The 11,968-nt window shown below is 41.1% G+C and carries 10 protein-coding genes and 2 CRISPR repeat arrays; all 10 genes read right to left on the bottom strand.

The window, feature by feature from the left end; translation table 11 throughout:
- Nucleotides 1–5: 5 nt before the first annotated feature.
- Nucleotides 6–299: a CRISPR direct-repeat array (repeat unit 30 nt; unit sequence GTTTCAATTCCTCATAGGTAAGATCTAAAT).
- 207 nt (nt 300–506) lie between these two features.
- Entirely contained in the window at nt 507–770 is a 264-nt protein-coding gene (cas2, locus tag H532_RS0117240; protein ID WP_027726497.1) for a CRISPR-associated endonuclease Cas2, read from the bottom strand.
- A gap of 8 nt (nt 771–778) precedes the next feature.
- A complete protein-coding gene (cas1b, locus tag H532_RS0117235; protein WP_027726496.1) occupies nt 779–1,783 on the bottom strand; it encodes a type I-B CRISPR-associated endonuclease Cas1b in 1,005 nt (334 codons plus the stop codon).
- Between the two features lie 2 nt (nt 1,784–1,785).
- Nucleotides 1,786–2,295 (bottom strand): CRISPR-associated protein Cas4, encoded by a 510-nt coding sequence (gene cas4 / locus H532_RS0117230; protein ID WP_027726495.1) that lies wholly within the window; start codon nt 2,293–2,295, stop codon nt 1,786–1,788.
- Between the two features lie 215 nt (nt 2,296–2,510).
- Complete coding sequence (locus H532_RS0117225) at nt 2,511–4,886, bottom strand: CRISPR-associated helicase/endonuclease Cas3 (RefSeq protein ID WP_027726494.1); 2,376 nt, start codon at nt 4,884–4,886, stop codon at nt 2,511–2,513.
- Nucleotides 4,883–5,665 carry a type I-B CRISPR-associated protein Cas5b gene (cas5b, locus tag H532_RS19310; RefSeq protein WP_038112869.1) on the bottom strand — a complete coding sequence of 261 codons (783 nt, stop codon included), beginning with the start codon at nt 5,663–5,665 and terminating at the stop codon, nt 4,883–4,885. Before cas5b ends, H532_RS0117225 begins: the two co-directional genes overlap by 4 nt.
- Before the next feature lie 13 nt (nt 5,666–5,678).
- Nucleotides 5,679–6,635, bottom strand: a complete 957-nt coding sequence (gene cas7b / locus H532_RS0117215) for a type I-B CRISPR-associated protein Cas7/Csh2 (RefSeq protein ID WP_027726493.1) — start codon at nt 6,633–6,635, stop codon at nt 5,679–5,681.
- Between the two features lies 1 nt (nt 6,636).
- The gene (locus H532_RS0117210) at nt 6,637–8,436 is read right to left on the bottom strand and encodes a TIGR02556 family CRISPR-associated protein (protein ID WP_027726492.1); all 1,800 of its coding nucleotides are present in this window, start codon (nt 8,434–8,436) and stop codon (nt 6,637–6,639) included.
- 139 nt (nt 8,437–8,575) lie between these two features.
- Nucleotides 8,576–9,337, bottom strand: a complete 762-nt coding sequence (cas6, locus tag H532_RS0117205; protein ID WP_027726491.1) for a CRISPR-associated endoribonuclease Cas6 — start codon at nt 9,335–9,337, stop codon at nt 8,576–8,578.
- Between the two features lie 179 nt (nt 9,338–9,516).
- Nucleotides 9,517–10,809, bottom strand: coding sequence for an ABC transporter permease (locus H532_RS0117195; protein ID WP_027726490.1), 1,293 nt, complete (start codon nt 10,807–10,809; stop codon nt 9,517–9,519).
- Between the two features lie 15 nt (nt 10,810–10,824).
- On the bottom strand, nt 10,825–11,526 hold the full coding sequence (locus H532_RS0117190; RefSeq protein ID WP_027726489.1) for an ABC transporter ATP-binding protein: 702 nt from the start codon (nt 11,524–11,526) through the stop codon (nt 10,825–10,827).
- Nucleotides 11,527–11,552: 26 nt separating this feature from the next.
- Nucleotides 11,553–11,907: direct repeats of the CRISPR family, unit length 30 nt; unit sequence GTTTCAATTCCTCATAGGTAAGATGAAAAC.
- Nucleotides 11,908–11,968: the final 61 nt, after the last annotated feature.

Here is an 11,968-nt window from a genome sequence, read left to right as displayed (position 1 = left end):
TTTCGGTTTCAATTCCTCATAGGTAAGATCTAAATTCATCCTATTGGCAATTTAGAGGATATAGAATGGGAGTTTCAATTCCTCATAGGTAAGATCTAAATGGTGATGGACAAGTCGGCAGTTATCGTTATTTGCCGCGTTTCAATTCCTCATAGGTAAGATCTAAATTGGAAGATTCACTGGAATGGGAAACAGTTTTTGGTGTTTCAATTCCTCATAGGTAAGATCTAAATTCCATGATCATCATTTAAAAAATCAACGACTAGCTTGTTTCAATTCCTCATAGGTAAGATCTAAATCCCAAAAATTGCTGATATATCAATATTCTTCGTTGGATATAAAAAATCCTTTTTTCCCTGTTATTTTTTTCGTTTTTCCGGAAAGCCGCGCTACTGAAGGGATTTTTGTGATAAAAGAATGTCGTCGATCCCCGGGGTTTTCGACGCTACTCGGGATCGACGACAATGTGCCACTTCTTCCTTAACTCAAATTGTTGCTAAAAACTCTTAAATTATATTCTCATCTCCGCCTTTTTTGACACCATATTCTTCCCGTTTGGAATATTTTTGTGACCGGAATGTGTAAAAGATGATGGAATCTTCATCCGGATCCATCAGGTCTTGCAATTCTTTTTTCAGCTTGAAATAGTTCGCATCGGAAATCTCGCCTTCCAAAACGGAATTTTGAACCCAATTAAGATACTTGCGCGAGATTTTTAGCGCTTTGCCGACCCGCTTTTCCGCAAAATCATAAACCAAAATGACAAACATTTAATCACCTACCACATGGAACGGTATGGCTCGTATGTTTTTTCGCCCAAGATATGCTTTTGAATTTTATACAACTCTAACCGAATCAAGCGGCGGTAGGAAACCGATTTGCCCAGATGCCGATGATTGATGGTCGTTTGCATCCTTTTATCAAGTTCGGCAACAAATTTTTTACGACCTGATTCAGTTAATAAGATACCATTCATCTGTTTATCAAAATCTTTTTTCCCGATCATTTTTTTATTAATTAACATGAAAATCAGACGATCTACCATGATCGGTTTAAAAATCTCCGCAACATCAAGATTTAGTGAAAATCTCCGAAAATTCGTCGCATGGAGATAACCTATCCGAGGGTCAAGATAGGTCTTATATATTTCACTTAAAACCATGGTATAACACAAAGAATTGCCGAAACTGATCATGGCGTTCAATCGGTTTAACGGCGGGCGCTTGCTTCTCTTTTCAAAGCGGAAATCCGGGTCGTTAATGATGTAATCGAACATTTTGTAATAATCTTCTCTCGCATGTCCTTCAACCGCCATTAATTCTTCTACCGTATGGCCTTCACTCAGTTCACTTGTCCGTTCTTTAAATTTCTCAATAAGCGCTGTGATTTCGTCTTTACCATTTTTGGCCCGCGTTTGATAGTATTTTAATACTTGCCTCATCTGGGCAATGGAGCCAGCGATAAATATTCGCGCCAATTCCAGCCGTTTTTCTTTATCTAGGTAGTGTTCCGCCTGTTTTAAAATGACATGCCCAGCATTGTAATGTTCCCGCGGATAAAAGGTGCCCGTGTAATATCCGTAATGGTTAAAATAATGGATGCAAATTTCTTTGGCAGCGGCAAATTCGAGAAACCGTTTTGTGACATCCACTTCGCCAAAAATGTAAATGTCATTCGTATCTTCAACGGGAATATATTTGCGCCCGGCTTCCGATTCAAAGTATAGACTGTTATCCTTTCGTTTCAGTTCTCCGCTCGTAAAGATATACAAAGTTTTTTTCATCATTAACCCTCCGCCCAACAATATTCGCGATAAGCACATTTCCGGCAAAAATTAATTTTTTTAGGCGGAGGAGGGACCGGTTGCCTGGCAATGCGGCGAATCTCTTGAATCGCCTCATCCAATTTTTCTTTCGCTTCGGGCGTCCATTCAACGACCTCGCGTCGCCGCTCCTCAGGAAAAAGCAATTCGCCTTTCGCTTCAATCCCCATCTCTTTCAGCGTGTCCAAATAGAAGAGCAGTTGATAACGGGCGCTTTCTTTAAAACGGGAGGATTTCTTCACTTCCCCGATGATCAATTGTTGCCCCTGTTTTCTGACGCGATCCACTTTTATGTTTCCAATAACCATTTCCTTTTTGTCTTTTTGATACCTGTTTTCCGAAATGAACCTGCCAATATCAAGATTCTCATCGTCTTGATCAGCAGCGATTTGATGAATGATGAGCCAAAGCTCCCGGCGGCAAATGAAAAAATACCAGATATGCGTACCAGTGACATCCATTGAAAAAGACATTTGGATCCCCCGATTTCAAATTAAATAAGATTCACCACTTTCATCCAAATAGCCTGTAACCTGATCATAATAATGATTTAAATTTTCCCGTGGCACCCAAAGGAAATCAGCATTAACGCCATTTCTTTCACTAAATGTAAAAGGTCGATGTTCATATATCTTACGTACTTATGAAGGGAACCTATTTGGTGTGGCGATCTGTTATGGATTGCCACTTACCATATAGCTGTAACTCCTTTTGTTATAAAACCTGTTTCAGGATCGTAATATTCATTAAGAGAATTGTAGGCTACATAATAATGATCATTAACTATTGGTGGACGATTTTCCACTTTCGCCGGAACTGAGACGACATATTCTTGAAACTTTTTCTTTATCCTTACCAACTTTTTATATCTTTCCAAGCCGTTCTCCATATCTATTATCTCTTGCAAAGATCCCCAAACCTTCTTAGCTTCTTCATCTATCTCAATAAAAATATCAATCTTTGGATACTCTTCTTCAATTAATTGAAAGTCTGACACCGGAATACGGTCAAGCTCTTCTTCTCCTGAGAAATAGAGAGTGTTTACAGCATTTAAATATTTTATAGATTCACTTTTACTCAGCTTTTCTTTGATGATCCTATAATACTTTTCTATTAAGGGAAACAATTCTTTTTCCTTAATTTCCTTAAATTGTTGCAACAACACTTTCGTCTCTTCAATCGCCACATTCGGATAAACCAGCCCGGAGAAAGATCCTTTTTTCCCATTCCACAAATGCATAATGTAAACCGTTCCTTTGTGTAATCCGTTCCGGTTACAACGCCCAGCCGACTGAACAATGCTTTCCATAGGAGCCAGATCGCGATAAATCACATCAAAATCAAGATCTACTCCTGCCTCGATTAGCTGAGTACTCACTACAACCCGATATTTGCCCTCTTTAATTTCCTCAATCCTTTTTAATCTTTCTTTAGGTGGAATATGTGTAGATAAAAAAGCTATCGGCTCTTTCAATTTTAGTTTCAATTTAGCAAATAGTTCTTTTGCAGATGATATGGTATTTAAAATAAATAAATAGGAACACTCTGGACAAAGATTTAACCCGTCTACAAACTCCTCTATCGTTTGTTTTATTGAAACATTCGGAAACAAACGAACACGATCCATCTGATTGAAATACTTCTGCCTCTCACACAACTCGAATAATCCATCTGTTGGTTCAAATAATTCAGGCTGCGTTGCTGTCAATAGAATGACATCTGTAGCCATCCCACGCGTCAATTCGAGCAACATCTCCCGCATCAATGGCCAAAATTTTACGGGAACTGCCTGTATTTCATCGATAACCAAGATAGCGTTAGACAAACGGTGAAACTTCCGCAGTGCACGGTTACGATTGCTAATTAGAGTTTGAAACAATTGAACAAATGTTGTACAGATTAATTCGGCTTGCCAACTTTCCATTAAAACTCGAGCCTGATTCTCGTTAATTTCATAATCAGTATCACTGAATTTTTCCTCATAGGGATCCGCCATGGAATGGTGTTTCATTAGAATAAATGCATCAACTGGAAAAGACTGATATCGTAATATTTCTTCAAAAACTTTCGCATTTTGATCAATGACACTTAAAAATGGCAAAGCATAAATAATACGTGGGGCAACGCCTCTTTCACGCGTTCTACGCTCTCTTAACTGCAGAGCTGCTTTCAGAGATATAATCGTTTTTCCTAATCCAGTTGGTAAGTTTATTGAAAATAAACGACACGACGCTTGTACAATATTTTCCTTCACTTCATGATAAGCTTTTTCACGCAGACGGTTAATCCCTACTAAACTCCAGTTCTGTTCAGCCCGATACTTATCTACACACAAAGAGTTTATTTCTTTGCGTTCCATCTTTAATTTATCCCGTAACGCAGCTTGATTTTTATCGGCATCCAACAAGAGGGAATATAGAGAACAATATTTGTAATATAACTGGGTCGTTCGGATTGTTTGGGGCTCCAACTCTCTTCGGATTTTCCTCCGCCAAAAGCGGATGTCCTTTTCAAAAAACATTTCTACCCACTGTGTAACTTGCTCTTCGGCAAGGGGATGTAAACTTTTGATTTTTTCCGGCAGGAGAGGGGCCAGATGAAATACAATATTATTCCATGCTTCATAATCAATAGCTTTTGCCTGTTCAAGCAAGGAATGACGTTCTTCTTGAGGAATATTAACTTCTGAAAACAAATTGTTCATGTTCCCATGATGGCGTTTGACGGCTAAAAATAAGAAAAGCGGTTCATATAAATCATGTTGCTGAGATTCGAGGAGCTTTTTCCCTATAAAATAGCTCACAATCGCAGATAAAAGAGAATGCCTGCTTAACAGTGTCTTCGTTTTATCTTCTGAAAGAATATAGTCTTGAAAATAAGATGTGGCTTTAGCAAAATCATGAAAAACGGCGGCCACACACAATAAATCATGTAGCCTCCGCTTGTCTTCAGATGTTTCCCAGCCAGTAAACTGGCGTTGTTCCCATAACTTCTTAACGGCTTTAAGCACACCCTCCAAATGATTTTGAAGTGGTTGATCAGGATGAGAATACAAGACCTTCATAAAACCACACCTTTTTGTACAACCTTTTCCGAATGAAGTTCATTGAGGAAAACGTACCGGTATATCGTACCGTTATTTCCAATTCCTTCGTAATAATAGGCCACATCCGCTTCAATCGTTTGGCCATTCATATCAAACAGACATTCTTCATATGCCGACACAATCCTGTTGTCATCCATATCTATAGGAAGACGTTCTTTTTTGTATCTCTTCCCAGGTTGGATCCGAATCCCTTTATGTTGGATAAGAGATAACGGAACAATCGTATGCATTTCTATAGGTTCGCCTGTTGACTTTTTCAAGTGGCTGTCTATTTCATCTACAAACTGGAAGTTAGCCAATAACTCACTCAAACCGAGCGAAACTGTATAGTATGTCTTATGCTGCTGAATATGACTAAGTAGCTTGTTATATAGAACTTGATCATCCATAGAAACGAATAATCGGTACCGAACATCTTTCAAAAATTCTGTCCGAATTTGCGTTCTTGCACCTTCTCTCCGTTGTTTGGGCACCCATACATTCCCTTTAGTATTAATTAAGTTTAAACCAAACATGATTTTCTTGACCGGATGAATTAAGCCAATTCCAATGCGCGTATGAGCTTCTTTCAATTTAGTTAGATACATGTTATTTTCCTTTGATAAACCCAAGATGGCTCCAAGGATGCCATATGCGGTTGAAGGTGGAAGAACAGAGAAAGTTAAGGGGGAGGAAGTTGAATAGTATTTCCGAAAGTGCCCCCATTCCCCCCATATATCAAAAATCAATGTTCGCATGGCGCCCACTCTCCTAATACATCAATTCCTGTGTTTTAATGCCAAGCCGATTCAATTCTTCAGGCAGATTGTGGGACAAATTTATTTGCGAATCAAACCGATATTTTATTTCTTGAATTTTTTCTTTCTCTTCTTCTAATTTTCTCAACAATGGTGAAACATTCAACGTGCCATCGGATACATGCCGAACTTCTTCTTCTGCTTTTTCTGTGTCGAACCGAATTAAACGATTTAACTCTCCAATATGGAAACAATCTTCATGGTAAACCACTTGCAGCAATAGGCGAGGCAGTTGACCAACTTTACTACGAGAAATTAAGTTTTTAGTTCCATTCCAAATACCTTCCAACAATAATAAAACATCTTCTTCAGTCAAATGAGTGTGTTCCGCCGCTTTTTCATTGATCACGCCGTAAAAGGCAATTAAGGAATACGGAACAACATATTCTTCCCGGAACGTCTTCCGCGTTTGTTTATCCCCTGAAGCAAAAGCACCAGTCCCCTTTATATATTCAAGCTTGACCCGGTGTAGGGATTGTCCCATTTGAAACTGAACGGGACCAGTCAAGGTAATGGAACTTTTTTCTTTCGAACTTTTCTCAACAGGGATTGTCCCACCAAAAAGTCGTACATCAATACAGTCTCGAAGCAAATTCTCCTGAATCAAACGCTTCATCTCGGCAAGTGTCAAATCTGATTTAGAAACCTTTTCACCATCTTTCAACAAAAAGTCTTCCGCGCGATGCTTAGCATCCTGAATGATCCCTTCATCATCCGATATCTCTCGGACAAAAATTTCTTTTCCCTTATAATCATACAGATAATCGCGAATCGTACGTTTAAGGCGAACATCAGTGACTATATTACGTCCTGTCTCTTCATCGATACGCGGCTTGTTTTCATCCACTGGATCCCCGTTCGGATTTGTCCAGCTGGCGTCATAAAGAAAGAGAATTTCGGAACGATTCATCTTATTTTTCCTCTCCTTCATTGTTTTCATGTTTATTTCCATACAAAATGTTCTCTATATGATGAACAAGGTTCATCCCGCTCACAAAACAAAAATTCATTTCATCGACCGAAAGTTTCCATCCCGTTCCGGCACGCAAAAAGAAGTCAGAAATCTCTTCAGCCAGCACCTTTTTCTTAGGATCTAACGCATTATACTGCTGAAGCTTGTCCTGCACTTTTGGTAACAAACCAAGAAAATCTTTTTCTTTCATTTTTAAGCCTTTTAATTGCTTCAAGAATGGCTGAGAGTTCCTTTCGTTTTGTTGTTTTTTAAGCAACATCTGGGTTAGAGCTCCTAAAAGGAATAGTGCTTTTTTCTCAGGGCGGTCAAGATGGGGTCCGTATAACTCGAAAATATCCTCAAAAAGTTTTGACGGCACAAAATTCTCCTCCCCGGTTTTTAATATCTTTAGTTCGGCAAAAAACAGCACATTCATCAACGCATCCCGGACAACATGAAAAATTTTATCGGTATCAGCCTCCTCACCTTCCCGCTCGGAAGTACCAGCTACATGCTTACGAATTTCCTGCATAAAAAACCTGGTTAAAAAGCGGATATCAATGGATTGGCCGCGAAAGACAGCAGATGTAATCTCTAAAAAATATTTATCCAAATCAGATTGACGCTTATTGTCATCGGATTTATTAAAGAAAGCCCTAATTCTTCCAAAGTGGTAACGACGATATGGAGTCGAACCCTTTTGTAACGGGAACCGCTTCTCCACCTGTTCCTTGGCCTCAAATATCTTCCGCAAACGGGAAGGAATCACATCTTCAACCACCATTAGAATGCGCTCTGCAGATTGAATTTTCCTTAAAAACAAAAGATGAAAAAGTACATCATCGTCAGCCTCTTGTAAGACATCCAATATATCCTCTTCGTCCGCTAATGAGTTTTCAATTTGTTGTTGTGAGTGCAACGTTTTATATTTGTTTCCGCTTCTCAAAATTTCTATGACTTCATCACGGGTATTCTGCTCTCCAAATAAAAACTCAGGTATTAAGTAATATTCAAGACCATAAAATCGGAATTTAAGTCTGTTTTCTAAAAAACGTTTCCCCTCTTGAAGGCACAGATTACAATCCATACAAACAGGATGGTTCCGCCAGGCTAATTCTTTATCAAATGCACCACTAATAAATCCTGGCTTATCATTGGTATAAAATTTAAAAGCAGGCGATCCGGCCATAACGAGAGCTTTTCGATGGCCACAAACTGAACAGACCTGGTCATTCGCTGAAACTTCACTGTCTTTTTCCTGAATCAAGTGGACAAAAAGTGAAACAAAAGTAGGGTCTTCTTTGAGATAATGACCATTAATTTTTAAAGTCAATGCACATCCACCAGTTGTCTCGTTGATTTTTGTTTTAAGAGTTTCATAAATTTCATCTCGGTTTTCATGAAGTATAGTATAAATGTCTCGTATATAGGAAATATTTGGTTCATAAAAATTCGCTTTTTGTTTTATCATTTTCTCAAACCAGGCCATAAATTTTTTATCAAAGGTTTTCGCCAAATCGGTCACTAGAGCTGTCGGAGAAAAATTGGGGCCGTTTGAAGCACCGCGACGATAAAGATATTTGTAAGATTCCCCCTCCTGACACTCTTCCATCTCTACTTTCCAATTATTCTTTTCAATTACAACAAGGAACACATGGGGATAATTAGTTTCGGAAATGGACTCGATCAGTACATCCAATGGCTCTTTCGATTCCTGTTTGAGAACCCTCTTGCCCAATTCCTGAATGGCAGAAATCATACACTCACCTCGTTTTTCAACTTTAGCTAAACCTAAAAGAAAAACTTAACATTGAAACATTGACAAACAAGTGAACCGAGAGTTTTTCCCTAAGTTAACTGCTTATTAAGATGCACTTATAACTACAGTAAGGACTTCACTAGTATTCGTTCTCCTCCACTTTTAATATCCCAAACATCCCAAATCCTTGGGAATTCTTGCCACCGATTCCCACCGCATAAGCAAACTGGATTAATTCGGGAGAACTCCGCACTTCGTAAGTGCCTCCCCAAGCGTTAATAATAAAATTCTTGTAACGGGTGACCACCTTATCTCTCGGGTGAATATCGATCGGTGTGATGGAAAAAGAACGTCTTTCCGGCGCCTTGCCATAATAAGCTTCATATTTTTTAATAAGGTTTTGTTCAATCAGCACTGGGAAAGCGTTATCATTAGGATCGAAAAATTGGGTTTTCTTCTTTCCGCTTTCGTCTTCGTAGGTACTGTATACTGTGATAGGGGATAGCATTTTAATAAGACAACGGCTTGAATGAATTTTGAGTTTATTATAACTAACCTCTTGTACCGATATTGGGTAACCTAGAAGGCGATTTTCAGGCGCCGTTAATAAGTTTTGGCACAGATTTTGAATGAACTGCGGCAAAATCGAGCCCACGTGCCATTCCACTTCATCAAAGAAAGTGATTTGCTTATTTTTAACATCGACCTTGTTTTTACCGAATATGCGGCTGAAGGTAAATAATTTAAACGATCTTTTTCCCTTGTGAAAGCCGTCATTGTGGAGAAAGGCAGAAAAATCGTCATCCCCCAATGTTCGATAAATAAACCCCTGTAAAATATGCTGATAATTTATCGGCAAAACAAGCCGATCATCCAGCTGAAATTTGACGGTTATCCTCATCTTTAATTCGCCTCTTAAAATTTTGCAATACAATGTAGTAATACTTCATAATCCGTGGAAAATCCTCCCCTATTGTCAATTTTTATTGCTGTGCGATCGACAGAATGCGATTTTCGTTCGGTTTCATCAGCGCCGCCTCCATGACAAAATGGCCCGGCACGGCCAACCGCCCGGACCACTTACCACGCCGTCACAAGATTCGCCGCGGCGTACGCAACCAAACAACCGATGGGAATGGCGGCCACCGCCCCCGGCCATGCCATCATACTGAACCCCGCCGCCGCGCTGAGGATCAAAAAGCCCGGCAGCATGATCAGAAAGACCGCCTTGCTCGCCGCTATTCTTCTGTCCCAATCCTTCCACTTAAACATCCGCACGAACGCCGCCGCTTCAACTTCCTTCCAGTAGGCCTTCAGCCAGTCGGCGAACAACAAGGCAAACGCCGCCCAAATCGCGACTTTCAGCCACAGGGACAACAACGTGATGGCCGCGATCCCCACGGCGACGAGCTGGGCATACATTTTAACTTGTGCGAAACGGCGAAAAAACGACTTGATGCACACTTCCGCAAGCACGTTGGCTGAAGTGCGCCGCTTTTTAAACAACGGCTTTGAATTTCTGAACAAAAGCGGCGTTTTATGGCGCAAGAGCGGCGTTTCAGTTCTTAAGATGCCCCTTAATAGGAACGCCGTGAGCCTCAAGCGTTGTTTTTGCTCATGCTCAACATCATGAAAAAACGTGCCCTTGTACAACAAACGACGCCTAGCCAAAACATAGATGCCGATGCCTAACAGCACGATTAAAGCGCCCAACAGCAACGCGGACCCATGGCCAGACGATCCGGCAGCGACATCCTGAAAACGGCCGGAAAGGGCAATGCCCGCTAGCGGCGATACGCCCAGCAGACGAATGGAACCCAAAAGAAAGAAAAGGTAGAAAGCCAAGAACCATCCGCATAAAATCGGCCAATACTTCCACCCCATAAAACGGATGGAAAGTAAATCCTTCACCCAAGCTCCGAAACTGCGCATGACCCACAGCCACAACCCGAGCAGCGCGATTTGTAAAACGGACAGTTTATAGACCAGCAGCAAAAACGGCGCCAAAATCAGCATGACAAGAAGGCACAAAACAAAATGAACGACAAGGGAATACACCATTCCGAGACGCATCACGCCATGCATCCATTTTGGACGCTGGATCAAAAAGAGCTGGTCCCCTTCCTCGACAAACAGGCGGATCGTCCCTGTCGCCGCAAACAAAAACAGCAAGAAACAAAGAATGGCATAAGGCACATACTTGATCCACCCCGGCGGATGCAGCCACCAAGAGACATATTGATATCCAATGAAAATGAAGAAAGGCACAATGATATACAGGGCGATTGTCCAGTCCACGGCGGTCCGCAGGACGGAAAACTGGTATTTAAAATGGTCGGCCAGGCGTTTGTAAAAAAGTTTCTGCACCGTCACCACAGGAACCACCTCTTAAGCCGTCAAACGATGGAAGCAATCAAATAATGAAGCGTCCGGCAAACCGCAACTATCCTGGATTTCTTGCAAACTTCCTTCGGCGACCATTTTGCCACTATCCATCAAAACGAATCGGTCGCAAATCTTTTCGGCTGTATCAAGTACATGGGTGCTCATCAGCACTCCGGCACCCCGCTTTCGTTCTTCTTCAAGCAGCTCCAGAAATTCTTTCGTCGCCCGCGGATCCAAGCCGATAAAAGGTTCGTCAACCACGTAGACATCCGGTTCGATCAAAAAGCCGAGAATGAGCATCATTTTTTGCTGCATGCCTTTGGAAAAGCTCCAAGGATAATGATGGCGGACGCCTTCCATACGAAAACGGTACAATAAAGCTTCCGCCTTCACCGTGAACACCCTCTGCTCCATTTCATAGGCAGCGCCGGCAAGCTCCAAATGTTCCCATAACGTCAGCTTATCGTACAAGATCGGCCGCTCGGGTATGTAAGAATAGGTTTGCCGGTTTCCGGAAAAAAGCACTTTGCCCGAACATCGAGGCAGTAGTCCAAGGATGGCTTTGAGCGCCGTGCTTTTCCCCACTCCGTTTGGCCCGATCAACCCGACGAGTTCACCGGAGCCTACGCTAAAACGGATGTCGTGAATGGCGTCGCTTTTCTCGTCGTATCCCGCATATTCAATATCCACTTGCAAAACATCCATTTTTTAACCCCTTCCATCGTTTTCCGGTTTCAATTCCTCATAGGTAAGATGAAAACGGAAACAGGCCAAAAAGGGGCGGTAACCATGCAAGGTTTCAATTCCTCATAGGTAAGATGAAAACAAAATTGATACGATTCAGGCTGACATCGCAACCATGTTTCAATTCCTCATAGGTAAGATGAAAACGACTGGTCGCTCCCATGCCCGAGCATTTTTGAACGGTTTCAATTCCTCATAGGTAAGATGAAAACGAACATTATGAGAGCGATTTTTTTGTCCATGATTAGTTTCAATTCCTCATAGGTAAGATGAAAACCATGATGTACCTCCATAACAAAGCGGTAAAACCGAGTTTCAATTCCTCATAGGTAAGATGAAAACTCTGCGGAAACTTGAGCTTCCTTGAATCTGGCTATGTTTCAATTCCTCATAGGTAAGATGA

Origin of the sequence: Tuberibacillus calidus DSM 17572 (assembly GCF_000430685.1) — a bacterium.
Classification (GTDB): Bacteria; Bacillota; Bacilli; order Bacillales; family Sporolactobacillaceae; genus Tuberibacillus; species Tuberibacillus calidus.
Note: the sequence above shows the minus strand (reverse complement) of the source record. Positions and strands in the feature narration are given on the sequence as shown.

What these genes read in the sequence shown, in the direction of transcription:
- H532_RS0117190 (WP_027726489.1), bottom strand. Translation starts at nt 11,526, where the DNA reads ATGGATGTTTTGCAAGTGGATATTGAATATGCGGGATACGACGAGAAA.
- cas7b (WP_027726493.1), bottom strand. Translation starts at nt 6,635, where the DNA reads ATGAATCGTTCCGAAATTCTCTTTCTTTATGACGCCAGCTGGACAAAT.
- cas4 (WP_027726495.1), bottom strand. Translation starts at nt 2,295, where the DNA reads ATGTCTTTTTCAATGGATGTCACTGGTACGCATATCTGGTATTTTTTC.
- H532_RS0117225 (WP_027726494.1), bottom strand. Translation starts at nt 4,886, where the DNA reads ATGAAGGTCTTGTATTCTCATCCTGATCAACCACTTCAAAATCATTTG.
- H532_RS0117210 (WP_027726492.1), bottom strand. Translation starts at nt 8,436, where the DNA reads ATGATTTCTGCCATTCAGGAATTGGGCAAGAGGGTTCTCAAACAGGAA.
- cas6 (WP_027726491.1), bottom strand. Translation starts at nt 9,337, where the DNA reads ATGAGGATAACCGTCAAATTTCAGCTGGATGATCGGCTTGTTTTGCCG.
- cas1b (WP_027726496.1), bottom strand. Translation starts at nt 1,783, where the DNA reads ATGAAAAAAACTTTGTATATCTTTACGAGCGGAGAACTGAAACGAAAG.
- cas2 (WP_027726497.1), bottom strand. Translation starts at nt 770, where the DNA reads ATGTTTGTCATTTTGGTTTATGATTTTGCGGAAAAGCGGGTCGGCAAA.
- cas5b (WP_038112869.1), bottom strand. Translation starts at nt 5,665, where the DNA reads ATGCGAACATTGATTTTTGATATATGGGGGGAATGGGGGCACTTTCGG.